Annotated in this window: 25 protein-coding genes; 13 read left to right on the forward strand and 12 right to left on the reverse strand. The window is 56.8% G+C overall.

The window, feature by feature from the left end; translation table 11 throughout:
- Positions 1-64 precede the first annotated feature (64 nt).
- From VGP75_RS11715 to VGP75_RS11755, 9 genes are all read left to right on the forward strand, one after another.
- Positions 65-1375 (forward strand): replication-associated recombination protein A, encoded by a 1311-nt coding sequence (locus tag VGP75_RS11715; RefSeq protein WP_327543856.1) that lies wholly within the window; start codon positions 65-67, stop codon positions 1373-1375.
- A gap of 31 nt (positions 1376-1406) precedes the next feature.
- Positions 1407-1766, forward strand: a complete 360-nt coding sequence (gene crcB / locus VGP75_RS11720) for a fluoride efflux transporter CrcB (protein ID WP_327543835.1) — start codon at positions 1407-1409, stop codon at positions 1764-1766.
- Complete coding sequence (locus VGP75_RS11725; RefSeq protein WP_327543836.1) at positions 1763-2818, forward strand: RluA family pseudouridine synthase; 1056 nt, start codon at positions 1763-1765, stop codon at positions 2816-2818. The genes crcB and VGP75_RS11725 overlap by 4 nt, the downstream gene beginning before the upstream one ends.
- Positions 2811-3476, forward strand: a complete 666-nt coding sequence (locus VGP75_RS11730) for an HAD-IA family hydrolase (protein ID WP_327543837.1) — start codon at positions 2811-2813, stop codon at positions 3474-3476. The genes VGP75_RS11725 and VGP75_RS11730 overlap by 8 nt, the downstream gene beginning before the upstream one ends.
- Before the next feature lie 3 nt (positions 3477-3479).
- On the forward strand, positions 3480-4190 hold the full coding sequence (locus VGP75_RS11735) for an ATP12 family chaperone protein (RefSeq protein ID WP_327543838.1): 711 nt from the start codon (positions 3480-3482) through the stop codon (positions 4188-4190).
- Positions 4191-4407: 217 nt separating this feature from the next.
- Positions 4408-5427 carry an amino acid ABC transporter substrate-binding protein gene (locus VGP75_RS11740; RefSeq protein WP_327543839.1) on the forward strand — a complete coding sequence of 340 codons (1020 nt, stop codon included), beginning with the start codon at positions 4408-4410 and terminating at the stop codon, positions 5425-5427.
- Between the two features lie 130 nt (positions 5428-5557).
- Positions 5558-6775, forward strand: a complete 1218-nt coding sequence (locus tag VGP75_RS11745; RefSeq protein WP_327543840.1) for an amino acid ABC transporter permease — start codon at positions 5558-5560, stop codon at positions 6773-6775.
- A gap of 1 nt (position 6776) precedes the next feature.
- Positions 6777-8069, forward strand: coding sequence for an amino acid ABC transporter permease (locus VGP75_RS11750; RefSeq protein ID WP_327543841.1), 1293 nt, complete (start codon positions 6777-6779; stop codon positions 8067-8069).
- 14 nt (positions 8070-8083) lie between these two features.
- Positions 8084-8851, forward strand: coding sequence for an amino acid ABC transporter ATP-binding protein (locus VGP75_RS11755; RefSeq protein WP_327543842.1), 768 nt, complete (start codon positions 8084-8086; stop codon positions 8849-8851).
- Between the two features lie 49 nt (positions 8852-8900).
- Here the strand turns inward: VGP75_RS11755 and VGP75_RS11760 are convergent, their stop codons facing one another.
- From VGP75_RS11760 to VGP75_RS11810, 11 genes are all read right to left on the reverse strand, one after another.
- Positions 8901-9428, reverse strand: a complete 528-nt coding sequence (locus VGP75_RS11760; protein WP_327543843.1) for a SixA phosphatase family protein — start codon at positions 9426-9428, stop codon at positions 8901-8903.
- Positions 9425-10039: a ferredoxin gene (locus tag VGP75_RS11765; RefSeq protein ID WP_327543844.1), complete on the reverse strand. Its 615-nt coding sequence runs from the start codon at positions 10037-10039 to the stop codon at positions 9425-9427. Before VGP75_RS11765 ends, VGP75_RS11760 begins: the two co-directional genes overlap by 4 nt.
- A gap of 12 nt (positions 10040-10051) precedes the next feature.
- Positions 10052-10909 carry an acetylglutamate kinase gene (gene argB / locus VGP75_RS11770; RefSeq protein WP_181417089.1) on the reverse strand — a complete coding sequence of 286 codons (858 nt, stop codon included), beginning with the start codon at positions 10907-10909 and terminating at the stop codon, positions 10052-10054.
- A gap of 17 nt (positions 10910-10926) precedes the next feature.
- Positions 10927-11574 (reverse strand): ribosome biogenesis GTP-binding protein YihA/YsxC, encoded by a 648-nt coding sequence (gene yihA, locus VGP75_RS11775; RefSeq protein WP_327543845.1) that lies wholly within the window; start codon positions 11572-11574, stop codon positions 10927-10929.
- A 1-nt stretch (position 11575) separates the two neighbouring features.
- Positions 11576-12331, reverse strand: coding sequence for an MOSC domain-containing protein (locus VGP75_RS11780; RefSeq protein WP_327543846.1), 756 nt, complete (start codon positions 12329-12331; stop codon positions 11576-11578).
- A complete protein-coding gene (gene yidC, locus VGP75_RS11785) occupies positions 12332-14152 on the reverse strand; it encodes a membrane protein insertase YidC (RefSeq protein ID WP_327543857.1) in 1821 nt (606 codons plus the stop codon).
- Positions 14153-14323: 171 nt separating this feature from the next.
- The gene (locus VGP75_RS11790) at positions 14324-14473 is read right to left on the reverse strand and encodes a hypothetical protein (protein WP_327543847.1); all 150 of its coding nucleotides are present in this window, start codon (positions 14471-14473) and stop codon (positions 14324-14326) included.
- A 279-nt stretch (positions 14474-14752) separates the two neighbouring features.
- A complete protein-coding gene (locus VGP75_RS11795) occupies positions 14753-16054 on the reverse strand; it encodes an NAD(P)/FAD-dependent oxidoreductase (protein WP_327543848.1) in 1302 nt (433 codons plus the stop codon).
- The gene (locus VGP75_RS11800; protein ID WP_327543849.1) at positions 16054-17448 is read right to left on the reverse strand and encodes an aspartate aminotransferase family protein; all 1395 of its coding nucleotides are present in this window, start codon (positions 17446-17448) and stop codon (positions 16054-16056) included. Before VGP75_RS11800 ends, VGP75_RS11795 begins: the two co-directional genes overlap by 1 nt.
- 15 nt (positions 17449-17463) lie before the next feature.
- Complete coding sequence (locus VGP75_RS11805) at positions 17464-18840, reverse strand: glutamine synthetase family protein (RefSeq protein WP_327543850.1); 1377 nt, start codon at positions 18838-18840, stop codon at positions 17464-17466.
- 112 nt (positions 18841-18952) lie between these two features.
- The gene (locus tag VGP75_RS11810; protein ID WP_327543851.1) at positions 18953-19603 is read right to left on the reverse strand and encodes a GntR family transcriptional regulator; all 651 of its coding nucleotides are present in this window, start codon (positions 19601-19603) and stop codon (positions 18953-18955) included.
- 144 nt (positions 19604-19747) lie between these two features.
- Between VGP75_RS11810 and VGP75_RS11815 the strand changes: the two genes are divergently transcribed.
- The 4 genes from VGP75_RS11815 to VGP75_RS11830 all read left to right on the forward strand — a co-directional run bounded on the left by VGP75_RS11815 (position 19748) and on the right by VGP75_RS11830 (position 23753).
- Positions 19748-20836: a polyamine ABC transporter substrate-binding protein gene (locus tag VGP75_RS11815; RefSeq protein ID WP_327543852.1), complete on the forward strand. Its 1089-nt coding sequence runs from the start codon at positions 19748-19750 to the stop codon at positions 20834-20836.
- A 72-nt stretch (positions 20837-20908) separates the two neighbouring features.
- The gene (locus VGP75_RS11820) at positions 20909-22030 is read left to right on the forward strand and encodes an ABC transporter ATP-binding protein (protein ID WP_327543853.1); all 1122 of its coding nucleotides are present in this window, start codon (positions 20909-20911) and stop codon (positions 22028-22030) included.
- A gap of 17 nt (positions 22031-22047) precedes the next feature.
- A complete protein-coding gene (locus VGP75_RS11825) occupies positions 22048-22938 on the forward strand; it encodes an ABC transporter permease subunit (RefSeq protein WP_327543858.1) in 891 nt (296 codons plus the stop codon).
- The gene (locus tag VGP75_RS11830; RefSeq protein WP_327543854.1) at positions 22935-23753 is read left to right on the forward strand and encodes an ABC transporter permease; all 819 of its coding nucleotides are present in this window, start codon (positions 22935-22937) and stop codon (positions 23751-23753) included. The genes VGP75_RS11825 and VGP75_RS11830 overlap by 4 nt, the downstream gene beginning before the upstream one ends.
- Positions 23754-23785: 32 nt before the next feature.
- Here the strand turns inward: VGP75_RS11830 and VGP75_RS11835 are convergent.
- Positions 23786-24979: M10 family metallopeptidase C-terminal domain-containing protein (locus VGP75_RS11835; RefSeq protein WP_327543855.1), on the reverse strand; the 1194-nt coding region annotated here is incomplete at its 5' end.

The following is a 24979-nucleotide window of genomic DNA, read 5'->3' on the forward strand; positions in this document are numbered from 1 at the left end:
TTTCGCAAAGCCCTGCCATTCTGGCGGGGCTTTCGCTTTTTTGAACAAAGCTTATGTTTCTGCCATGGCCGATCTTTTTGACAGCACCTCCAGCAATACCCCCAACGGCCCGCGCCCGCTGGCGGATCGTTTGCGGCCCAAAAACCTGTCCGAGGTCATCGGCCAGCAGCAGGTTCTCGGCCCTGATGCGCCACTGGGCACAATGCTTGCCTCTGGTTCGCTGTCTTCGCTGATTTTCTGGGGACCACCCGGTGTGGGCAAGACGACGATCGCCCGTTTGCTGGCGGCCGAGACCGACCTGCATTTCGTCCAGATCAGCGCGATTTTCACCGGAGTGCCGGAGCTGCGTAAGGTGTTCGAGGCTGCTAAGATGCGCCGCCAGAACGGCAAGGGCACCCTGCTGTTTGTCGATGAAATCCATCGTTTCAACAAAGCCCAGCAAGACGGGTTTCTGCCTTATATGGAAGACGGGACCATCCTGCTGGTGGGTGCCACGACCGAAAACCCCAGTTTTGAGTTGAACGCCGCTGTTCTGAGCCGAAGCCAGGTGTTCATCCTCACCCGTCTTGACCTCAAAGACCTCGAATTGCTCGCGCAGCGTGCCGAAAAGGAACTCGGCCGCACTTTGCCGCTTGATGGTCACGCCCGTGAGGCGCTTTTGAATATGGCCGATGGTGATGGTCGCGCCTTGCTCAATCTGATTGAACAGGTCGCCGCATGGAAAACGGATGCCAAACTGGGGCGCGATGACCTCACGAAACGCCTGATGAAACGTGCCGCAAAATACGACAAATCCGGCGATGAGCATTACAACCTGATCAGCGCCCTGCATAAATCCGTGCGCGGCTCAGACCCCGATGCGGCGCTTTACTGGTTCGCCCGTATGTTGGCGGGCGGCGAGGATCCACGGTTTCTTGCGCGCCGTATCACGCGCATGGCGGTCGAGGATATCGGCCTTGCCGACCCACAGGCGCAGGCCATTTGCCTGCAGTCATGGGAAACCTATGAAAGGCTTGGATCGCCCGAGGGGGAGTTGGCGCTGGCTCAGGCGGTGACCTATCTCGCGCTCGCGCCCAAATCCAATGCGACCTATGTGGCCTACAAGGGTGCTGTCGCTGCCGCCAAACAGACCGGATCAGAGCCACCGCCCGCCCATATCCTGAACGCGCCAACGCGTTTGATGAAGGAACAGGGGTTCGGGGCTGGCTATGCCTATGACCACGATGCCGAGGACGGGTTTAGCGGCCAGAACTATTTCCCCGAAACCATGAAGCGTGGCGTCTATTACATCCCCGTAGACCGCGGGTTCGAGCGTGAGCTGAAAAAGCGCGTTGATTTTTTTGCGGGCCTGCGCGCCAAACGGAGCAAGAATTGACAAGGCTGGCACAAAGGCCCATGGGGGCGGCATGATGACACCTGTAATCTCTGTGGCTCTTGGCGGGGCGATCGGCTCTGTGCTGCGCTATCTGGTCGGTTTGACCGTGGCGTTTCCATTGGGCACGCTGACGGTCAATGTGATCGGGTCCTTTGCGATTGGCGTGATCTGGGTGCATCTGGCAGACCGCGGGTTGCAGCATTGGTCGCCGTTTGTGATGACGGGGCTCTTGGGTGGCTTCACCACCTTCTCGGCCTTTACGTTGGACGCATTGCGTCTGTTTGAAGAGGGACGTTTCACCGCCGCAGGTGCCTATATCGCGGGCTCGGTGGTTCTGTCCTTGATGGCCTGCGGGCTGGGTCTGTGGCTTGCCAAAGGAATGACAACATGAGTGGCGTACAAACGCGGGTGATCGGCCCTGATGACGGTGACCAGCGGCTGGACCGCTATCTGCGCCGCCTGTTCCCGCATCTGACCCAAGGGCGGATCGAAAAGATGTGCCGCAAAGGCGAGTTGCGTGTTGACGGTGGCCGCGTGAAATCAAACGCCCGTCTTGATGTAGGCCAGAAGGTGCGTATCCCGCCCCTCCCAACCGAGGAAGAGGCCGCGGCAGCAGCCAACCTTGCCAAGCGCGGCGTGACCAAGGCGGATGCCAAACTGATCCAGTCCTGCGTGATCTACAAGGACGAGCACATCATCGCGATCAACAAACCCCACGGGCTTGCCACGCAAGGCGGCACCAACACGGCCCGACATGTGGACGGGTTGGCCGAGGCGTTGATGTTTGACTACGACGAAAAGCCCCGTCTGGTGCACCGTCTGGACAAGGATACATCGGGTGTTCTGTTGCTTGCCCGTACCCGCATGATGGCCAAGCAATTGACCGAGAACCTCAAACACCGCGAGACGCGCAAGATTTATTGGGCCGCTGTCGCAGGTGTTCCCCATCCGCGTGCAGGCACGATCAAATACGGGTTAGTGAAAGCCGCGGGTCATGGCCGTGGTGGCGAAAATGAAAAGATGCGCTGCGTGCATCCGCGTGATTTGGATAGCGTCGAAGGCGCGAAACGTGCGACCAGTGATTACGCCGTGATGGATACGCTTGCCAGCCGTGCGTCATGGTGTGCTCTGGTGCCGATCACGGGGCGCACCCACCAATTGCGCGCCCATATGGCCGAGATTGGCCATCCCATTATCGGTGACGGCAAATATGGCGGGTCCGGTCAGGAAAACCTTGGCGATGGTTGGGGCGCTGGTATGGGCAGCGAGATCGGGCGCAAGCTGCATTTGCATGCACGCAGCCTGACGATCGAACACCCTGCGACAGGGGCGATCCTGCACATCACAGCGCCTTTGCCGGAGCATATGCAAAACACATGGGATTTCGTGGGCTGGGTTGTTGGCCACGCGCCCGTTGATCCGTTCAATATGCCTGATGAGTGACCTGCGGTTGGTGATTTTTGACGTCGACGGAACACTTGTCGACAGTCAGGCCGAGATAATGGCGGCGATGGCGCTGGCGTTTCAGTCCGAAGGGCTGGCTTTGCCAGAGCGCGCAACGGTTTTGTCGATTGTCGGGCTGTCGCTGGCAGAAGCTTTTCAGACCCTTTGCCGCGATATTGACGCGTCCCGCCGCGCACGGATGGTGGAGGCTTATAAAGACGCCTTCATGTCGCTGCGCACCCAGAACCAAGAGATGGGCCCATTGTTTCCCGGAGCGCTTGATGCGCTGGATGTGTTGCGCGCACAGGATCACACGCTCTTGGCGGTGGCGACGGGCAAATCGCGGCGCGGGCTTGATAAGGTGCTGGAACGGCACGGGCTGACGGGGGTGTTTCATTCCGAGCAGGTGGCGGATCACCATCCGTCCAAACCGAACCCTTCGATGATTCTGACGGCGCTGAATGAAACCGGTGTTGTGCCGCAAAAAGCTGTGATGCTGGGTGATACGACCTTCGACATGGATATGGCGCGGGCGGCGGGTATCAAAAAGATCGGGGTCACTTGGGGCTATCATCCCGCAGAGACCCTGCAACCCGATGCAATGATTGACGATTTCGCAGCGCTGGCCGGTGCTGTGGACCAACTGATAGGCGTCTGAACAATGAGTGATTGGCAACCAAAACGGTTTTGGAAACAGGCGCAGGCCGAGGTCTGTGACGGGGGCTTCACTGTCCTGCTTGATGGGCGTCCGGTACGCACGCCCGCAAAAGCGTCGTTGACGGTACCGACCATGACCATGGCCGAAGCGATAGCCGCTGAGTGGGATGCACAGGAAAAGCTGATTGACCCACGCACGATGCCGGTGACCCGTGGTGCAAATGCCGCCATCGACAAGGTCCGCACACAGCGCGACGAAGTTGTGGACTTGCTTGCAGAATATGGGGACAGCGATCTGCTGTGTTACCGTGCCGCCGGGCCAGAGGGGCTGATCCGGAAACAGGCCGAGGCTTGGAATCCTTTGCTGGACTGGGCGGCGGATGCACTCGGTGTGCGTCTTGCGATTGGCGAAGGGGTGATGCATGTCGCACAGCCGCCTGACGCGCTTGGCAAGCTGCGAGATGAGCTTGCGGCGTTTGATGAATTCGCCTTGGCCGCGGTCCACGATTTGATCAGTCTCTCGGGCTCTTTGATTCTCGCGCTTGGGGTGACACGCGAGGCCATTGAGGTTGAAAAGGCATGGTTGCTTTCACGTATAGATGAGCATTGGCAGATTGCGCAGTGGGGCGAGGACGAGGAGGCCACCGCTGCCGAAGCGATCAAACGGCAAGCCTTTGAAGATGCCGCACGGTTTTACAGGTTTTCACTAACCTAAGGGAAAGCTAATGTTTGCACCGGTCACATCGAAAAGTGCCTCATTTAGTGGCATCTACGCTGTGTTTTTCGGCTACTGCCCTTGACTCTAGGCCAGAATACCCAAACTCTCTGGTCATTGGGCTGGTTTATCTGGCTCACTACTCATGACTGTCTATCGGGACGGGATAAAAATTGGCTGCTCTGATTATGGGGCGGAAACTCAGGAAGAGGTAAAAATGAAAAAAACCGCATTTTACGGCGCACTCACCCTTGCAGGCTTTGCTGCAAGCATGGCTTCAGCGGCAACGCTTGATGACGTGAAAGAGCGCGGCACACTGAACTGTGGCGTCACAACTGGCCTGATCGGCTTTGCATCACCAGACGCAAACGGCGTATGGGAAGGCTTTGATGTAGGCGTTTGCCGCGCCGTTGCTGCTGCTGTTTTGGGTGATCCGACTGCAGTCGAATTCGTTCCAACAACAGGTAAGACACGCTTTACAGCGCTGGCTTCCGGCGAGATCGACATGCTGGCACGCAACACAACATGGACATTCAGCCGCGACGTGGATCTGAAGTTCGAATTTGTTGGCATCAACTACTACGACGGTCAGGGCTTTATCGCGCCACGCGATCTGGGCGTGTCCTCTGCGAAAGAACTCGATGGTGCGACTGTCTGCATCCAAACCGGTACAACAACCGAGCTGAACCTGGCCGACTACTTCCGCGCCAACAACATCAGCTATGAGCCAGTGCCGATCGAAACAAACGCTGAAGGCCAGCAGCAGTACCTTGCTGGTGCATGTGACGTTTATACAACTGACGCATCCGGTCTGGCTGCGACACGTGCTGCGTTCGAGAACCCACAGGATCATATCATCCTGCCAGAGATCATCTCGAAAGAACCTCTTGGTCCGCTCGTCCGCCACGGCGACAACGAATGGGGTGACATTGTGCGTTGGACTTTGAACGCGCTGATCGCTGCTGAAGAGCTGGGCGTCACATCTGCCAACATCGAAGAGCTGGCAGCTGCACCAACAGGCAACCCTGAAGTGAACCGCCTGCTGGGCACCGAAGGTGAGCTGGGCGCAATGCTGGGTCTGGAAGCAGACTGGGCGAAGAAGGCAATCGCTGCCGGTGGTAACTATGGCGAGCTGTTCGAAAAGAACATCGGCGAGAACACACCAATCGGTCTGGCACGCGGTCTGAACGCGCAGTGGACAGATGGTGGTCTGCTGTACACCCCTCCATTCCGCTAAGGAATTCGGACAAGATCAAAGGGCGCGGTTCAAACCGCGCCCTTTCACCAAGACGACCATAAAAATCGGCGCAAACGAGTTGCCTAAGCAACCAAATCAAAAAAAGCGCTGAAGTAACGGGGAATACATAATGACGTCGGTCACAGACCCACCACAGGGTTCGTTCCGCTTGTCGATGCTTATCAACGACACGCGTTATCGATCCTACACCTTCCAATTCATCGCTCTCGTGCTCCTGATCGGTTTCATGGCCTATCTGGGCATCAACCTAGTGAGCAACCTTGCTGCGCAAGGCCTGAATATTTCGTTTGGCTTTCTGGGCGATCCTGCAGGATATGACATCAACCAGACTGTCGTCGAATATGACAGCCAGTCATCGCACCTGCGGGCTGCGGTTGTGGGGATTATCAACACACTGATTGTTGCCTTCCTCGCCTGTGTGACCGCGACCATCTTTGGTGTGATCGCCGGTGTTTTGCGCTTGTCGAACAACTGGGTCGTGCGCAAACTGATGGCGTTCTACGTCGAGATCTTCCGGAACATTCCCGTTCTGATCTGGATTATCATTATCTTCTCGGTCATGACCGTCAGTATGCCTGCGCCAAATGCGTTCAGGGGTGACAATGCAACATCAAGCATGTTGTTTGACGCATTCGCCTTTACCAACCGCGGTGTTTATTCGCCCGCTCCGGTGATTGATGGTGCAAGCGGTTGGATCGTCATTGCGGTCTTTATCGCCTCGATCATCGGGATATTTGCTTATCGCAGATACGCGACCAAAAAACTCTATGACACAGGTCAGCTCTTGCCGATGCTATGGCCATCCGTGGCGCTGTTCTTTGTTCCCACGATCCTTGTCTATTTCATCCTCGGTCGTCCAATCACCTTGGATTATCCCTCGCTGCAAGGCTTCAACTTTCAAGGCGGGCTTCACCTGCGTGGGTCGTTGATCGCGCTCTGGTTCGCTCTGGCCATCTATACCGGTGCCTTTATCGCTGAAAACGTGCGTGCCGGTATTCAGGCAATTTCGAAGGGCCAGACAGAGGCTGCGGCGTCGCTTGGTCTGCGCCCCGGTCGGATCATGAACCTTGTCATTCTGCCGCAGGCGTTGCGGGTCATCATTCCGCCGCTGATTTCGCAGTATCTGAACATCACCAAGAACAGCTCTCTGGCGATCGCTGTGGGGTATATGGATGTCACGTCCACGCTGGGCGGGATTACCCTGAACCAGACAGGCCGTGCGATTGAATGTATTCTGCTGCTGATGCTGTTCTATCTGACGATCTCGCTGCTGATCTCGGCTGTGATGAACGTCTACAACAACTCTGTTAAGCTGAAGGAGCGCTGATATGTCAGATAACACCTCAGTCGCTTTTGTCCGCACCGAAACACTGCCGCAACTGCCCCCGCCCGCCAGCGAGGCAGGTGTGGTCAAATGGATGCGCGAGAACCTGTTCTCAAGCATCCCCAACAGCATCCTGACGCTGGTATCGCTTTATGTGATCTATCAGCTGGTGACCGGCGCATTCCCTTGGATGGCAAACGGCATCTGGAACACAAACTCTTTGGCAGAGTGTCGTGAAATCCTTGATGGTGCCACGGGGGCATGTTTCTCCGTTATCACGGAGCGCTGGAACCAGCTTCTGTTCGGGTTCAGTTACCCGTCTGAATTCTACTGGCGTCCGGGACTGGCATTCCTGTTGCTGTTTGTCGCGGCTGCACCGGTCATGTTCTTCGACCTGCCGCGTAAATTGCTGCTGTTCACAGCGATCTACCCGTTCCTGGCCTACTGGCTGATCTGGGGTGGCACGATCTATACGCCACTCTTTGCACTGCTGGGTATTGTCATCGGGTACCTTGTGTATGCGCGCTTCGTCAAAGACAGCTTTGCGATGGGCTTTTTCGGTGGCGTGATTGCCGCGTTTATCGCGTGGTTTATCGGCGGCTATATCGTCGATGCAATCGCCCCTGCCGAGCCGTTCCTTGAGGCCGTGCAGTCGCGTGACATGGGGGGCTTTATGCTCAACATGACGCTTGGCGTGGTCTGCGTGTCTCTTTCGCTGCCTTTGGGGATCGTGCTGGCGCTGGGCCGTCAGTCAGACATGCCGATCATCAAGTGGATCTGCGTGATCTTCATCGAGTTCATCCGTGGCGTACCGCTGATCACCTTGCTTTTCGTGGCAAACGTGGTTCTGGCCTACTTCCTGCCACCGGGGACAACATTTGACCTTATCCTGCGGGTGATCATCATGATCACCATGTTCTCGGCCGCCTATATCGCCGAGGTAATCCGTGGGGGTCTGGCCGCTTTGCCGAAGGGCCAGTATGAGGCCGCTGACAGTCTTGGGCTTGATTATGCGCAGGCGATGCGTCTGATCATCCTGCCACAAGCGCTCAAGATCTCGATCCCGGGCATCGTGAACGTGGCCGTGGGTCTGTTCAAGGACACCACGCTTGTGTCGGTCATTTCGATGTTCGATCTCGTCGGTATGATCCGCGGTCCGATCCTGTCGTCAACCGACTGGAACGGGGTCTACTGGGAGCTGTTCATGGCGGCCTCGGTTCTATTCTTCGTCGTGTGTTACGGCATTTCACAATACTCACAATGGTTGGAGCGTAGGCTCGCAACCGACCACCGCTAAGGGAGGCTAAAACTATGGCCGAAGCAACACAAATGAAAGTCTCGGACGAGCTGGCGATTACCATCGAGAATATGAACAAATGGTACGGTTCGTTCCATGTGCTGCGCGACATCGACCTGACGGTGTATCGCGGCGAGCGGATCGTGATTTGTGGCCCCTCGGGGTCTGGTAAATCGACGTTGATCCGTTGCATTAACGCATTGGAAGAGCACCAGCAAGGCAAGATTACCGTGGACGGCACCGTGCTGTCCTCGGACCTCAAGAATATCGACAAGATCCGATCAGAGGTCGGGATGTGTTTCCAGCACTTCAACCTCTTCCCGCATCTGACGATCCTCGAGAACTGCACGCTGGCCCCGATCTGGGTGCGTAAAACGCCCAAGAAGGAAGCCGAAGAAACCGCGATGCACTTCCTTGAGAAGGTCAAGATCCCCGAGCAGGCCGGCAAATATCCCGGCCAGTTGTCCGGTGGTCAGCAGCAGCGTGTGGCGATTGCCCGCTCGCTTTGCATGCGCCCACGCATCATGCTGTTTGACGAACCGACATCGGCGCTTGATCCCGAGATGATCAAAGAGGTGCTCGACACCATGATCGAGCTGGCCGAAGAGGGCATGACCATGCTCTGCGTGACCCACGAGATGGGCTTTGCCCGTCAGGTCGCGAACCGCGTGATCTTTATGGACCAGGGCCAGATCGTGGAACAGAACGAGCCAGAAGAGTTCTTCAACAACCCGCAATCAGACCGGACGCAATTGTTCCTGAGCCAGATTTTGGGTCACTAGAACCAATCAAATTCGATCAGAAGAAGCCCCGGTCAGCGCCGGGGCTTTTTCATTCAATATCTTGCGCCGAAGTGCCGATCAGATCGCGCGGCACGACGAAGGCTTTGCAATACCCGGTTCGGGCTTTGGCCTGCATCCAGCTCTCTGCGTCGAAATCAATCACTGTGGTGGCGCATGTCGGATAGTCGCTGAAGCGATGATGTTTGGGTGGAACCCTGACCAGCATATTGGCCAGCATGCCGATGCCGGGGTTGTGGCCGATGACGGCGACGTTCTGGGCTGTTTGCCGGTGCAGCAAGTCAAGGATCGTATCGGGCGATGCGTGATAGATCGTGCCGGTCAGCTCCAGCTTGGGCTGCGGGTCAAGTGACGGCAGGATAAGTGCCGCGGTCTCTTGGGTGCGTATCGCATCCGAGCAAAGCACTACTTCGGGCAGATAGCCTTCTTCCGCCATCCATGTGCCAATCGCCTCGGCTGATGCACGCCCGCGGTCGTTCAGGACACGCGCATGATCATCGGCGAAAGGATCGCTCCAGCTTGATTTCGCATGTCGGATCAGGATCAGGCGCAAAGTCATAGGAAGGCCTCCATATGGAACGCGGATTGGGCGGGTAGGCGGGTGCCTTGGCCCACGGGGCAGGCGCGGCGCGCAAGGCATCCGGCGGTGCGGCAGGTTGTGCCAGCCTCCGAGGCGACATGGGCTTTGCAGGCGGCCACATCATAGCCGTTGTTGAAGGCCCCTACTGGGCAGGCTGTGGCGCAGGGGTGGTCGCATGTCAGGCAGGGCTTTGGGTTGCTGCCAATCTCGGCAGGCTTTTTCCAGCGCAACGCACCTCGGAAAGACGTGAAGAGCCCCGCCCTAACATGCACCAGAAATCCGATCGGTGATGCCCAGAACCGCCCTGTTTGTTTGGCCCATGTAAAGAACGGCGCATAGGGCGGGCCGCCGAACGGGAATAGCGGTTCAGCGCCGAGCGTTACTGCCAATTCACCGATGATGCGGGTCGACCAGCGGTCCATCGGGTCTGGCTGCCCGTCTTTGTATTCGGGACTGGCCGCAAAGATGGGCCAGAATGCAGGTTCATCGGGGCCGATCAGGGTAATCGTGCTGTCCCCGTCGGAGCAGTCGCCCAAGGGCTGCAGCCCATGGGGTGCGAGCAATGCGCCCAAGTCAGCCGCAATGCCCACGTGCCTCGACATTCAATCGCGGGGTGCGCGAATGATGGATCCGGCGCCATGTTCGGTGAACAACTCCAACAGGCTGGCATTGGGCAGCCGTCCATCAAGGATTACAACAGCACGCACGCCCTTTTCAATCGCATCAAGGGCGGTTTCCGTTTTCGGGATCATGCCGCCGGAAATCGTACCGTCCGCAATCATCGCGCGAACCTGTTCAGGGGTGATCTGGGTGATCACGTTGCCTTCGGCGTCCTTCACCCCTGCCACATCCGTCAGAAGAAGCAGGCGGTCCGCTTTCAGCGCACCGGCAATGGCACCGGCCGCAGTGTCGCCGTTGACGTTGAAGGTCTCGTTGAAATCCATGCCTGTGGCAACCGGTGCAACCACCGGAATAATTCCCGCAGAAAACAGATCGCGCAACACCTGCACATTCATTTCGATCGGCCTGCCGACGAAGCCAAGTTCAGGGTCGTCGGCTTCGGCCACCATCAGGTCGTCATCCTTGCCCGACAAACCAACTGCGCGCCCGCCTTCATCCATGATGGCCTGGACAATCCGCTTGTTCACAAGGCCGGTCAGCACCATTTCGACCACTTCGACCGTGTCCTTATCCGTGACACGTTTGCCGCGCACGAATTCGGATTTGATCCCCAGTTTATCGAGCATTTCGTTGATCATCGGGCCGCCGCCATGCACCACAACGGGGTTCATGCCGACCTGCCGCATCAAGACGATATCGCGGGCAAATTCGGCCATCGCATTTGCGTCGCCCATGGCGTTGCCACCGAATTTGATCACGACAACCGCGCCGGAATAGCGCTGTAGATAAGGGAGTGCCTCTGACAGAGTTCGCGCGGTTGCGATCCAGTCACGGTTCATATCTTGTTTCCTTGTATTCATTCTATTCCCGCAATGACGGCGCGCAGGGTGGCGATACCATCACCCTTTTCGGACGACGTCAGGATCAGTTCAGGAAAAGCCGCCGGGTGTTTGGCCAAGGCTGCGCGGGTCTTGTCGAGCGAGGTTTGCAGCGCATCGCCGCGCAGTTTGTCGACCTTGGTCATGACCACCTGAAAAGTCACAGCAGAGCTATCCAGCAGTGACATGATCTCTTCATCGACCGCTTTCGCCCCGTGCCGCGCGTCAATCAGCACAAAGACGCGGCGCAGGGTCTGACGGCCCGAAAGATATTGCTTGAGCAGGCGCTGCCACTTTTCAACAACCGCCACAGGCGCGTTGGCAAAGCCATAGCCGGGCAGGTCGACGACATAGAGATCGCCCGCGGTGAAATAGTTGATTTCCTGCGTGCGCCCCGGCGTGTTCGATGCACGCGCCAGCCCTTTGCGCCCTGTCAGCGCATTGATCAGGGATGATTTGCCCACGTTCGAGCGGCCCGCAAAGCAGACTTCGATCCGGTCCGCCGGGGGTAGGCCGTCCATCGCGACGACGCCTTTGACGAATTCGGTTTCACCTGCAAAAAGCAAGCGGCCCTTTTCGAGCGTTTGTGCATCAGGCTCTTCCACTTCGGGAAAGCGCATTTCCATTTCAGATTACCTTTGCCGTATCGTTGAGGGCGATCTTACCGCCCTTGATGACCTTGGCATAGACGCCAAAATCCTGATGGTTCCAGCCATCGCGCAAAACCGAGAGCGTATCAACGTCGCGTTTGCCTGTGCGCGGGTTGGCCATCGTGTGCTTGCAGCGTTCAATGGGTTCGACGACCTGCAAGACGGTCTCGCCGATTTGCACATCCTTGCCGATCCATGTCATTTCTTCCCATGCAGCGGTGCCATCCAGCCAGATATTGCCCCGCCAGCGTTCTACCTCAAGCGAGCGGCCTAACCTGTCCGCCACAGCGTCGTGGCTGGCCTTCGTCATGATCGAGATTGAGGGATAATCCGTGTCTGTCATCCCGCGCGCCGGTACTTTGGCAAGCGCCCTTGGCTGGCGTTTGTCGGGCGGGCAAAGAGGGCGCACCCAATCAAGGAATTTTGCCGCATCCGATGGGTTATCCGGATCAAAGCTGACCTCTCCCAACGTATCGTGGCGCAGGGTGATCTTGCCCGCCACATCATCAAGCGTCGCCCAGATACCGGCAAGGTCGGGTGTTCCCGTGCCAATCATGAAATTGGCGCAAGGCACCCATTCAGGCGCATCGGCGTCAAACCTTGAGGCCTCATGCGTGACCGCCCAGACGCGATCCCAAGGCAGCGTCTGACCCGGCATCAGTGTGACCTGATCAAGTCGTTCACGCCCGTGGCTTTTGATGGGGTGCCGCCACAGCGCGGCGACACGCGTCATCTACTTGCCCTCTTTCTTGGCGTCTTCCACCGCAGCCTTCTTTTTGATGCTGGACTTGATGTTGCCAAAAACATCAGGCTTGGCCCCGTGGCTCCGCATAATCGCATACTGCTGGATAAAGGTGATAACGTTGTTGGCAATCCAGTACAGCACCAGACCGGACGCGAAGTGGCCCAGCATGAACATGAAGACCCATGGCATCCACGCAAAAATCATCTGCTGCGTGGGGTCTGTCGGGGCGGGGTTGAGCTTTTGCTGCAGCCACATCGACACACCCAGCAAGATTGGCAGGATACCGATAAAGATCAGCGCAAGGATTGAACCAGGCTCGGGGGCCGCAAAGGGCAGCAAGCCAAAGAGGTTCAGGAACGATGACGGGTCAGGCGCTGACAGGTCGCGAATCCAGCCGATCCATGGCGCGTGGCGCAGTTCGATCGTGACAAAGATCACCTTGTAGAGCGAGAAGAAGATCGGGATCTGCAACAGGATCGGCAAACAACCGGCGGCAGGGTTCACCTTGTTATCTTTATAAAGCTTCATCATGCCTTGCTGCATGGCCTGCTTGTCGTCGCCTGCGCGCTCCTTCAGCTTCTCCATCTCAGGCTGAAGCTCTTTCATCTTTGCCATCGAGACATAGGATTTATAAGCCAGCGGCAGCACGATGATTTTCAGGATCACAGTCAGCGCGAGGATTGACCACCCCATGTTGCCAATGACGATGTTCAGGTAGTGCAGCAGCGCAAAAATCGGCTTGGTCAGGAAAAAGAACCAGCCCCAGTCGATACTATCAAGGAAGCCGTCGACACCTTCCTCGTCCTGATAATGGCGGATTTCGGCCCATTCCTTGGCGCCCGCAAACAGACGGGTCGTGACTGTGGCGGTTTCACCGGCAGCGACCGTTTCAATCGGCATCACGGCCTCAACCTGATAGAGGTCACGGACATCGAAGTACTTGGAGGTCGAGCGGAACGGCACACCCTGTTGAGGGATCAGCGTGGTCATCCAATAGTGATCAGTATAGCCAATCCAGCCGGCTGAGGTGACCTCCAGACGCTCGGCTTGCGTGCGTTCGCGTGGATCTACGGCATAGTCGGTGATGTCGCCATAGTCGGTTTCTTCCAGCTCACCATCGGTCATGCGTACCATGCCTTCGTGGAGGATGAAGAAGTTCTTCAGATCGGCAGGCACTCCGTGACGGCGCAAAATGCCGTAAGGTCGCGCTGAAACGGGTGTGCTTGTTGTGTTTTCGACGCTTTGTGCAAAGCTGAACATAAAGGCGTCATCGACCGAAATTTCGGTGCGGAAAATCTGGCCCGCGCCGTTGTCCCACGCGATGGTCACGGGGGTGGTTGGCGTCAGTGTATCACCGCTTTCCAGTGACCAGACTGTGTCCGGGCCGGGAACCGCGCTTGCATCAATGCCATCGGTTGCGGTCCAGCCGAAGGACGCGAAATAGGCACCTGCTTCACCGACAGGTTTCAGCAGACGCACGATGGGCGCGTTCTCGTCGATTGTTTCGCGGTATTGCGTCAGCGCCAGATCATCAATCCGCCCGCCCAAGAGGGATATGGAGCCGCTCAGTTCGTCTGTTGCAATCGGCACGCGTGGTGCTTCCGCGGCTGCCTCTGGCGCATCGGTTGGCGTCATGGCGGTGGGGGCCACCGGATCAGACGCGGGCAACGTGGGGTCCTCGAGCAGTTGGGCGGTTTCGGTGGCAGGATCAACGGGCAGATCCTCGGGCGGGAACAATGTGGTCCATGCCACGATCACGGCAAAGCTAAGCACCGTTGCCAAGATGAGGTTCTTGTTCTGGTCGTCCATCTGAAAACCACCCATTTTTCCTAGAAAAGTCTGTGGGTCGTTCAACCTGTCGGGGGGCGAAAGGTCAAGCGGTTTTCAGGGTTTTTGGACCGATTGAAGCAGTTGTGAGCGACCAATCTGGGGTCACAGCGGTCACTGGGCGTTAAATCCAATGTGCGCAGGTCGGAAACCTCAGGAATTTTGCGAGTTCAGAAACCGTTCACGGGTCTGTTGAAAGATTGCCGTCAGACGCGGATCGTTCGCTGTAAGCTTTTTCAGCATCTCCGAGAATGTTTTATCGTCCTGGCCAAAAAAGGCCTGGGCTGCTTCGTCAGGATCCATTGATTTCGAAATGCTTTTCATACCATGCTACCTTTTCACCGTTACTTCATGCCTTTTAACTGGGCAATCGGGTGAAATTAGGGCCATAATCAGGCCTAATCTTAGATATTCAATAAGACTGTTAAAATTCACTGATCAAAGTTTGGGTCGGCATACCGTAGACTTTCTATGACAGCCCGGGCCAATTGCTCAAAGCTTTCGGTACGCCATTGTATTCAACCAGCCGGCCATCCTTGTCGCAAGTCCGGTCGCCCTGTCCTGTTGGAAATGTGATCAAAACTATAATTTATCGCGCAAGCTATACCACAGCATTGCCAAAACCAGCAAAGGCGAACGCAATTTTGGCCCGCCGGGGAACGGATATGTCGGCACACGTGCCATGATGTCGAACCGTTCCGCCTGACCTGCGATGGTTTCCGCAGCGATCTGCCCCGAGAGCGTCGCAAGCGCGACACCCGATCCCGAAAATCCTGACATCGTCAGGATATTCCCGCCAATCCGTTCAAAATGCGGCATCCGGTTCATGGTGATGCCCAGTGTGCCACCCCATGCATGGTCGATCTCGACGTCTTTGAGCTGGGGGAAGATCTCGGCCAGCGGTTTGCGCACGGCCCCCGCGATGTCTTTGGGGAATTTATAGCCATAGCTTTCGGTGCCTCCGAACAAGAGCCGGTGATCCTCGGAGAAGCGAAAGTAGTTCACCACAAATTTGCTATCGGCGACGGCATAGTTATTGCGGATGATCTGGTTCTGCGCCTCGGGTGTCATCGGTTTGGTCGAGACGATGAAATTGTTGATCGGCATGACGCGGGCGGCCACGTGTTTTTGCATCGTGCCCAGATAGCCGTTGCAGCCCATCACGACATACCGCGCTTTGATCTTGGCTTGATCCGTTTTGACGCAAGCAGGATCCCCTTCTTCAATCGCGGTGACTTTGGCACCTTCAAATATCCGCGCACCCGCCTTTACCGCCAACCGTGCCAGCCCCAGAACAAGCTCCAGCGGATTCACATGGCCCGCGCCCGTATCAAGTGTACCACCGTGATAGGCGGGCGAGTTCACGATCTCGCGGCATTCCTCGGGTGACAGCAGGCTGATTTTGTCGTCGCCGTATTTGTCCTGCATATGGGCAACATAGGCGTGGTTATGGGCATGATCGCGTGCGCGGTGGACTGTGTGCACGATGCCGGGGTGAAAGGAAGTGTGAACCTCGTCTTTGCTGCAAAGATCGCGCACCAGATCCGTCCCCTGACAGCCGATATCCCACAAAGCGCGGGCATCTGTGTCGCCCATCATCGCTTCAAGGTCTTCCTGATCGCGCCGTTGACCGCGCGCGACCTGTCCACCATTGCGACCGGACGCGCCAAAGCCGACACGCTGCGCCTCAACCAGCACCACATCATAGCCGCGCTGGGCCAGATGATAGGCGGTGGACAATCCGGTGAAACCGCCACCGATAACACATACATCGCAGTCCAGATCACCCGCTGCTGCGGGAAATCTGTCCAGATGGGCCGCCCTGTCGGCATAGTAGGACGGCGGGTATTCACCCGCGCGGTCGTTGACGTTCAGCAGGTCCATCAGCCTGCTTTCAGCAGATCGTCAGCTTTCAGTTTCTCATAGGCCTCGTCCAGCGACTTGCGCGCGCGCGCAATCAGGATGTCGATCTCGTCGCATGTGATCGACAAAGGCGGCGAAATAATCATCCGGTCGCCGACACTGCGCATGATGATGTTGTTGGCAAAACAGCGGTCACGGCAGATGAAACCGGCAGTGCCTGTCTCGGCGGCAAAGACAGCGCGGGTGGATTTATCGGGTGTCAGCGCGAGAGATGCCATCATGCCCACGATTTTGGCCTCACCGACCAGCGGGTGATCGGCCAGCGCTTCCCATTTCTCACGCAGGTAAGGTGCTGTCACATCGCGGACGTTTTCGATCATGCCTTCCTCTTCCAGGATGCGCAGGTTTTCCAGCGCCACGGCACAGGCAACGGGGTGGCCCGAGTAGGTGTAGCCGTGGTTGAATTCCGTATCGCGCAGCACGTCGGCCACACGATCGGACACGATCGACCCGCCGATGGGGATGTAGCCAGAGCTGAGACCCTTGGCGATGGTCATGATATCGGGCTCAATCCCGACGGTCTGCGAACCGAACCAGTTGCCGGTGCGCCCGAAGCCGCAGATCACCTCATCCGCGATCAGCAGGATGTCATATTTTTTGACGATCCGCTGGACTTCCGGCCAATAGGTTTCGGGCGGTACGATCACGCCGCCCGCACCTTGGATCGGTTCGGCGATGAAAGCCGCAACGCGTTCTGGCCCGATCTCCTTGATCTTCGCTTCCAACTGGCGCGCGCGCTCCAACCCGAATTCCTCGGGTGTCATATCGCCGCCTTCGGCCCACCAGTGGGGCTGGTCGATGAATTCAATGCCGGGGATCGGCAGACCACCTTGGCCGTGCATCCCTTTCATGCCCCCCAATGAAGCGCCACCGATGGTCGAGCCGTGATAGGCGTTCCAGCGCGAGATAATCACATCACGTTCCGGCTCGCCTTTTTCGGCCCAATAGGTCCGCACGAGGCGGATGTTGGTGTCATTCGCATCAGACCCGCCATTGGCAAAGAACACCTGGTTCAGATCGCCCGGGGCAAGTTCGGCGAGCTTCTTGGCCAGCATGATCGCGGGGATATGCGTGGTTTTGAAGAAGGTGTTGTAGAAGGGCAGTTCCTTCATCTGGCGCGCCGCGACCTCTGCCAGTTCCTCGCGGCCATAGCCGATGTTGACGCACCACAGGCCCGCCATCCCGTCGATGATCTCATGGCCGTCGCTGTCTTTCAGCCAGACGCCTTTGGCCGACGTAATGACGCGCGGTTTGCTTTCGGCAAGCGCATTGGCATGGCTGAACGGGTGCAGGTGATGCGCGGAATCGAGCGCCTGAAGTTCAGCGGTCGGGGGGTAATTTGTAATCACATTCATGGGGGACCTCTGGTGCTAGACGTTCAAGAGAAGGTGGCGGCGTTCCCAAGGCGAAATCTCGCGTTGGTATTCCTCGTTTTCGGCGACCTTGATTTGTTCATAAAGCCTGCAAAACTCTTCACCTAGAAAACCGCGGATTTCCGCGGCATCTTCGAAATAATCAAGCGCTTCGCGCAGGCTTGAAGGCAGGGGAAGGTCGCTTTCCCAGACCTCTTTCGTTGCTTCTGCGCGTGGTTCGATCTTGTTGATCATGCCAAGATAGCCAGAGGCTAAAGACGCCGCGATTGCGATATAGGGATTGCAGTCCATCCCGATGACGCGGTTTTCAAGCCGCCGCGATTCAGGGCGCGAATGTGGCACGCGCAGTCCCGTTGTGCGGTTATCGGTGGCCCATTCAAGGTTTGCGGGCGCGCTTTGCCCGTCCACCGTCAGGCGGCGGAAAGAATTCACATAAGGCGCCATCAACGGCATGACCTGCATCAGATAGGTCTGTGATCCACCGGTGAACCAACGGAACAAATCTGTGGCACTGCCATCTTCGGCAGAGAAGATGTTTTTGCCTGTTTCAATGTCCACAACGCTTTGATGCACATGCATGGCACTTCCCGGCTCATCCCGTTTGGGTTTGGCCATGAATGTGGCAAAGACGTTGTTCTTCAGGGCGGCTTCGCGGATCGTGCGTTTGAAATAGAACACCTGATCGGCAACGTGCAAAGGATCGCCGTGGATCAGGTTGATCTCGATCTGGCCAGCGCCGCCCTCCTGGATCAGCGTGTCAATTGGCAGGCCCTGCTGTTCGGCGTAGGTGTAAATGGTGTCAATCACGGGCCCGTATTCATCAACGGCCACCATCGAATAGACCTGACGGCTTGGTACCTTGCGGCCGGTCCGGCCGACCGGTGTCTCAATGGGATCATTCGGGTCGAGGTTCGGCGTTGTCAGGTAAAACTCCAGCTCGGGCGCGATGACGGGCTTCCAGCCTTTTTCGGCATAAGCGGCCATAACCTTTTTCAGGATCGAGCGCGGTGCGACAGAAAGCGGTGTGCCGTCGCGGTTGTACATATCGCAAATCACCTGCAGCGATACGTCATCCGCCCAAGGCACTGCGCATGCGGTTGACATATCCGGTCTGAGGATCGTGTCCTTTTCCAGCCACTGGTTTTCGATATCCATATCGACGTAATCGCCCGAAACCGTCTGGTAAAAGAGCGAGATCGGGAGTGCCATTTCAATATCGGGGCGGAATTTTGTTGCGGGCATGGTTTTGCCGCGTGATGTGCCGACGAGGTCGGGGATGATACATTCCACCCCGTCGATTTTGGCGCCTTTGCTGTAGGTCGTGAACTCTTCGGAAAGAGAATCTTGCCAGTTGGCGCTATTCGCTGATGACATTGGTGCCTCCTAAGGCGCGAGAGCGGTCGCTTTGGCCGCTGGTCCATAATTTGATCAAAAGTAGAGCAATAGTCAATTGCCACTCTGGTGGCGGTGCATGAATTTTCTACGCTCAGTCGGTCGCTGTTTGTTGGATGAACCCCATGCCTTGCCGGATATCCTGTGTCATGGCTTCGCGTGTTTTCTGTGCATCGCCCTGACGCAATGCCTGGATCGCTGCGCGGTGGTGATCCACGAGATTTGCGGTGCCATATCGCCCGCAGACCACCCGCAGCGAGGGCCCCACACGAAGCCAGAGACTCTCTGCGATTCTACGCAGAATACCTGCGTCGGCAAGGTGATAGAGATGGAAATGGAAGCGGTAATTTGCTTCCAGATACCCGCGGATATCACCGCCTTTTATGGCGTCGTCAACCAGACTGTCGAGCCGCTCTAATTCATTGATATCATTTTGTGAAATATACGCGACTGCTGCTTCAGCAAGTTCTGGTTCCACCGTTAGTCTGACCAGCTCGATCTGCTGCAATCTGCGGGTGGTCATGGCGGGTACAGCGATGCGCCTGTTCTCAAGCGTGACAAGGGCGCCTTCCGCTGTCAATCGCCGGATTGCCTCGCGCGCAGGGGTGACGCCGGTGCCGATCAAATCCGCCAGTCCGTGTATCGTGACCGGCTGTCCGGGAACGACCTCGCCAAAGAGAATCATCTCTTTGACGCGCAGATAGATCGTTTCGTGTTCCGGCTTTTTGCTGATCAGTACGGTCATTTTTGTGCCTGCGTTCCAAGCATACTTGTTTTCATAAACCCATAAAGTTGTCAAAACCTATCAAATTTATGAGACGGGATTGCAAACGTTTATGATTTCATCAAAGCTGCTTGCTAGTGAATAGGATTCCTAACGGAGGATTACATGCCTAAAACGAATACATACGCTATCCTTGCGGCCGCCGTGCTTGCTGCGCAGGCGGGCTGGGCCCAGGAAGTGCGCGTCTATAACTGGTCGGACTACATCGACGAAGATCTGTTGACCAAGTTCGAGGAAGAGACCGGTTTCGATCTGATCTATGACGTGTTTGACAGCAACGAAGTTCTGGAAACGAAACTTCTGGCTGGTGGGTCGGGCTATGACGTTGTTGTTCCCTCCGCGACATTCCTGCAGCGTCAGATTGCGGCAGGCGCGTTTCAGCCACTGGATAAATCGCAGCTAAGCAATATCGGCAATCTCTGGGATGTGGTCAGCGCACGCACCGAGACCTACGATCCGGGCGGAGAGTATTCGATCAACTACATGTGGGGCACAACGGGCCTTGGTGTGAACATTGGCGAAGTGACCGCACGTTTGGGCGAAGATGCGCCAATCAATTCGCTGTCGTTGGTTTTCGATCCGGCAAATATGGAAAAGCTGGCCGACTGTGGTGTCCATTTCCTTGATGCGCCCACCGAGATGGTTCCCGCTGCATTGCAGTACCTTGGCGAAGACCCCGACGCGAAAGACGATGAATCTCTGGCCAAAGCAGAGGCGGTTCTGTCTGCTGTCCGCCCTTATGTCCAAAAGTACCACAGCTCGGAATATATTTCGGCACTGGCCAACGGTGACATCTGTGTGGCTTTCGGTTGGTCCGGTGACATCCTGCAATCACGCGACCGCGCCGCAGAGGCCGACAACGGCATCGAGATTGCCTATAACGCCCCTGTCGAGGGTGCCTTGATGTGGTTTGACCAGATGGCCATCCCTGTGGATGCACCAAACCCTGAGGGTGCGCATGCGTTCCTGAACTTTATTCTGGATGCCCAGAACATGGCGGATGCATCAAACTACGTTTACTACGCGAATGGCAACATCGCCTCACAAGAGCTTTTGGTGGAAGACGTGATCGGTGATCCGGCTATCTATCCGGATGCCGCGACACTTGAAACGCTTTACACAACCACACCGTTTGATGCGCGCTCGCAGCGTTCGCTCACACGGATGTGGACACGGGTGAAATCCGGTACATAAGATAGACCTACCCCGGCCCGGAACACGGGCCGGGGATTTTGCAACATACAAATATCTGAGGCCCCGTTCCCTATGCCGCAAACCGCATTTGAGCCTTGGAATGATCCTGCTGCCAAGCCTTTGATCCAGTTTCGCAATGTGTCGAAACGCTTTGGCGATTTCACTGCGATTGATGACCTCAGCATCGATATTTTCGAGCGTGAATTCTTTGCCCTGCTTGGTCCCTCGGGGTGTGGCAAAACCACGATGATGCGGATGCTGGCGGGGTTCGAGACACCAACATCCGGCACGATCATGCTGGACGGACAGGATATTTCGCCTATCCCGCCGAACAAGCGCAGCGTGAACATGATGTTCCAGTCCTACGCGCTGTTCCCCCATTTGACGGTTTACGAAAACATCGCCTTCGGCTTGCGCCGCTCGAAGATGCCAAAAGACGAGATAGATGCACGCGTCAAGCAGATGCTGAAGCTCGTGCAGATCGAGAAATTCGGCGCTCGCAAACCCGAGCAAATCTCCGGTGGTCAGCGCCAGCGTGTTGCCCTTGCGCGCGCTTTGGCGAAGGGCCCCAAGCTCTTGCTGCTGGATGAGCCGCTGTCCGCCCTCGACAAGAAGTTGCGTCAGGACACGCAGTTCGAACTGATGGATATTCAGGAAAAGACCGGCACCACCTTTGTGGTTGTCACCCACGATCAGGAAGAGGCGATGACCGTTGCGTCCCGTGTGGCGGTGATGGACCACGGCAAGCTCAAACAGGTTGATACCCCCGACCGCATTTATGAGGCCCCGAACAGTACCTATGTTGCGGATTTCATCGGCGATGTGAACATCATCGAAGGCTACGCCACCAATCAGGGTGACACGGTGTCGATTGCATGGTCCGAAGGCAATTCCCCGATCATTGGCACACCGTCGAAACCGATTGCCGATGGCAAGGTGAGTTTCGCCATCCGGCCCGAAAAGATTGCGATTTCCGCAGAACGGCCAACCGACCGGAACAACATTGTCCATGGCAAGGTGCTCGACATCGCCTATCTGGGCAATCTGTCGACCTATCACGTGGCCCTGCCGGACGGCACGATCATCAAGGCGCAGACCGCCAACTCCCGCCGTCGTTCAAGCCGCCCCTTTACTTGGGATGATGAGGTCTGGCTGTCCTGGACCGATACCGCCGGCATTGTGTTGGAAAGCTGAGGGAGCGCGCGATGAACCTGCGTCGTTTCTCTTTGATTGCGGTTCCCTACGGGTGGCTGCTCCTTCTCTTTCTTGTGCCCTTCCTGATCGTCTTCAAGATTTCGCTCTCGGATGTTGCCCTTTCTATCCCGCCCTACACGCCAACGCTGGAACTGTCCGAAGGCTGGGCGGGCTTTCGGGATTTTCTGTCGCAACTGGATTTCGAGAATTTCAAATTTCTGGCGACGGATGATCTTTACTGGAAGAGCTACCTTTCCAGTGTGCAGATCGCGCTCATCTCGACGACGATCTGTTTGCTGATCGGCTTCCCTATTGCCTATGGCATGGCCAACGCGCCCAAGGAATGGCAGCCGACCCTGATGCTTTTGGTGATCCTGCCGTTCTGGACCAGCTTTCTGATCCGCGTCTATTCGCTGATCGGCATCCTCAGTCAGGAAGGTATGCTGAACCAGTTTCTGATGTGGATTGGTATCATTAACGAACCGCTGACGATCCTGAACACGAATATCGCGGTCTATATCGGGATCGTTTACACCTATGTGCCCTTCATGATTCTGCCGATCTATGCGACGTTGATTAAACTTGATGGCTCGCTGTTAGAGGCCGCCGAAGACTTGGGCTGTTCACGGACCGAGGCGTTCTGGCGCATCACCGTGCCCCTGTCCAAGGCGGGCATTATTGCGGGTTGTTTCCTTGTCTTTATCCCCGCGCTGGGCGAATTCGTGATCCCCTCGCTGCTGGGTGGATCGGACACGCTGATGATCGGCAAGGTGCTCTATGAAGAATTCTTTTCCAACCGCGATTGGCCTGTGGCCGGTGCTGTGGCTGTCATATTGCTGCTGATCCTGATCATCCCGATCGTGCTGTATCAGCGTAACGAGCAAAAGATGATGGAGGCCGACACATGAGACGGCTGACATGGTTCAACGCGACATCGCTGACACTGGGTTTTGCGTTCCTCTACATCCCGATGATTGTGGTGATCATCTATAGCTTCAACGAAAGCCGACTGGTCACTGTCTGGGGCGGGTTTTCAACCAAGTGGTATGGAGAGTTGTTGCGCAACGATGCCTTCCTTGACGCCGCTTGGGTGACGTTCAAGGTTGGGTTCTTCTCATCCATTATTGCCACGATCCTTGGCACCATGGGCGCCTATGTGCTTGTTCGCGGTGGGCGGTTTTACGGGCGCACCCTGTTTTCGGGCATGATTTATGCGCCGCTTGTGATGCCAGAGGTGATCACGGGGCTTTCACTGCTTCTGCTCTTTATCTCGATCGGGTTGGACCGGGGCATGTTCACGATCATCCTCGCCCACGCGACTTTCTCGATGTGTTATGTCTCGGTGGTGGTTAGTTCGCGTTTGGTCAGCTTTGACCGCTCGGTTGAAGAGGCGGCCCTTGATCTTGGCTGCACCCCGTTCGAGGCGTTTCGCCTTGTCACCCTGCCCATCATTGCGCCCGCGGTCATTTCGGGATGGTTGCTGGCGCTGACCCTGTCGCTCGATGATCTGGTGATTGCATCATTTGTCGCGGGGCCATCGGCGACGACACTGCCGATCAAGGTGTTCAGTTCGATCCGCTTGGGCGTGAGCCCCGAAATCAACGCGCTGTCCACGATCCTGATCGGGATCGTGACGATCGGTACGATTGCCGCGTCCTTGTCCACCAAGCGCGCCTTCATGCGCCGCCAGCGTGAAGAACGAATGGCAGAGCAGGCTGGCTGAACCCTGTGCTGTGTGGCACCAGGGCGCGCAATCTAAAGGATGAAATCACCCGCAGTCACGCCAGTCGTTCCTGCGAGTGTAATGCCCATATCGGCATTCCCGTCGCCGTCCTGATCGACAAAGATGATCGTGTCGCCGCCGGAAACCGTCGCCCAAATCTCGCCTGCCGTATTTGTTGGCGCGCCACCCGCGTTGAAGGTAAATGACTGGTTACCGGCAAGCGCCAGATTGGCGTCGATCATACGCAGATCAATGTGGTCCGTCCCGGTCTCAAAGTCTGTAATAATATCTCTGTTGTTGGCCCAACTGTCGCTGATGGCATTGAAGATAAAGACATCGGCGCCACTGCCGCCGGTCATGGTGTCCTGACCAAGACCGCCTGTGATGGTGTCCGAACCGCTACCGCCATCGATGATGTCATTGCCACGGCCCCCAAAGAGCGTGTCATTGCCGCCGCCACCTGCGATCTGATCGTTGCCGCTGCCGCCAAAGATCGTGTCAGCACCTGTGCCGCCCGTGATCTGGTCATTGCCTGAACTGCCATAGAACGTGTTCGTTCCACCGCTTGTGATGATCGTGTCATTGCCAGAGTTTCCATCGGCCACGTCATTGTTGCTCCCCGTATCAATCATGTCGTTGCCTGCACCGCCGAATATGTCGTCGTTGCCTGCACCGCCATTCAGCGTGTCGTTGCCTCTGCCACCAATCAAGAGGTCGTTTCCACCGTTCCCGGTCAACACATTATCCGCGTCGTTTCCGACAAGGATATCGTTGCCGCTGCCGCCAATCGCGTTTTCGATTACGACACCGTTTGCGATGGTAAATCCGCCCTGAATACCTGCCGCGTTCGAGATGAAACCGCCGCCGCCAACGCCATACTCCAGTGTCGCTGGCCGCAGATCAATGACGGCATCGCGGGTCCCGCTATATGTGATTGTATCAACCCCGCCAGTATCCCAGATCGCAACCCACCCTGTGCCGGCTGCGTTTGCACTGGCGAGCTCATAAGTGTTGTTGCCGTTGTTGTAGTTGTCATTCGCGCCATAGAGTTCCTGCAACATGGCGATATCGAGCGCCATCGGGCTTGCGGCGTCGCCATAGGCAAAGGTCGTTGGTGATGCGCCATTCCAACCGCCATTATACGACATGATCGTATAGACGGTTTGGTTCAGCTCAAAGTCACCGTAGACGCCAAAAGGGAAGTTGGGGTCTGTCTGGTCGCCAAG

Origin of the sequence: Yoonia sp., assembly GCF_036007805.1 — a bacterium.
In the GTDB taxonomy this organism is placed as follows: Bacteria; Pseudomonadota; Alphaproteobacteria; order Rhodobacterales; family Rhodobacteraceae; genus Yoonia.

Bases quoted from the DNA above. Each gene is read 5' to 3' on its own strand.
- VGP75_RS11715 (WP_327543856.1), top strand. From the start codon at position 65: ATGGCCGATCTTTTTGACAGCACCTCCAGCAATACCCCCAACGGCCCG.
- crcB (WP_327543835.1), top strand. From the start codon at position 1,407: ATGATGACACCTGTAATCTCTGTGGCTCTTGGCGGGGCGATCGGCTCT.
- VGP75_RS11725 (WP_327543836.1), top strand. From the start codon at position 1,763: ATGAGTGGCGTACAAACGCGGGTGATCGGCCCTGATGACGGTGACCAG.
- VGP75_RS11730 (WP_327543837.1), top strand. From the start codon at position 2,811: ATGAGTGACCTGCGGTTGGTGATTTTTGACGTCGACGGAACACTTGTC.
- VGP75_RS11735 (WP_327543838.1), top strand. From the start codon at position 3,480: ATGAGTGATTGGCAACCAAAACGGTTTTGGAAACAGGCGCAGGCCGAG.
- VGP75_RS11740 (WP_327543839.1), top strand. From the start codon at position 4,408: ATGAAAAAAACCGCATTTTACGGCGCACTCACCCTTGCAGGCTTTGCT.
- VGP75_RS11745 (WP_327543840.1), top strand. From the start codon at position 5,558: ATGACGTCGGTCACAGACCCACCACAGGGTTCGTTCCGCTTGTCGATG.
- VGP75_RS11750 (WP_327543841.1), top strand. From the start codon at position 6,777: ATGTCAGATAACACCTCAGTCGCTTTTGTCCGCACCGAAACACTGCCG.
- VGP75_RS11755 (WP_327543842.1), top strand. From the start codon at position 8,084: ATGGCCGAAGCAACACAAATGAAAGTCTCGGACGAGCTGGCGATTACC.
- VGP75_RS11760 (WP_327543843.1), bottom strand. From the start codon at position 9,428: ATGACTTTGCGCCTGATCCTGATCCGACATGCGAAATCAAGCTGGAGC.
- argB (WP_181417089.1), bottom strand. From the start codon at position 10,909: ATGAACCGTGACTGGATCGCAACCGCGCGAACTCTGTCAGAGGCACTC.
- yihA (WP_327543845.1), bottom strand. From the start codon at position 11,574: ATGGAAATGCGCTTTCCCGAAGTGGAAGAGCCTGATGCACAAACGCTC.
- VGP75_RS11780 (WP_327543846.1), bottom strand. From the start codon at position 12,331: ATGACGCGTGTCGCCGCGCTGTGGCGGCACCCCATCAAAAGCCACGGG.
- yidC (WP_327543857.1), bottom strand. From the start codon at position 14,152: ATGGACGACCAGAACAAGAACCTCATCTTGGCAACGGTGCTTAGCTTT.
- VGP75_RS11790 (WP_327543847.1), bottom strand. From the start codon at position 14,473: ATGGATCCTGACGAAGCAGCCCAGGCCTTTTTTGGCCAGGACGATAAA.
- VGP75_RS11795 (WP_327543848.1), bottom strand. From the start codon at position 16,054: ATGGACCTGCTGAACGTCAACGACCGCGCGGGTGAATACCCGCCGTCC.
- VGP75_RS11800 (WP_327543849.1), bottom strand. From the start codon at position 17,448: ATGAATGTGATTACAAATTACCCCCCGACCGCTGAACTTCAGGCGCTC.
- VGP75_RS11805 (WP_327543850.1), bottom strand. From the start codon at position 18,840: ATGTCATCAGCGAATAGCGCCAACTGGCAAGATTCTCTTTCCGAAGAG.
- VGP75_RS11810 (WP_327543851.1), bottom strand. From the start codon at position 19,603: ATGACCGTACTGATCAGCAAAAAGCCGGAACACGAAACGATCTATCTG.
- VGP75_RS11815 (WP_327543852.1), top strand. From the start codon at position 19,748: ATGCCTAAAACGAATACATACGCTATCCTTGCGGCCGCCGTGCTTGCT.
- VGP75_RS11820 (WP_327543853.1), top strand. From the start codon at position 20,909: ATGCCGCAAACCGCATTTGAGCCTTGGAATGATCCTGCTGCCAAGCCT.
- VGP75_RS11830 (WP_327543854.1), top strand. From the start codon at position 22,935: ATGAGACGGCTGACATGGTTCAACGCGACATCGCTGACACTGGGTTTT.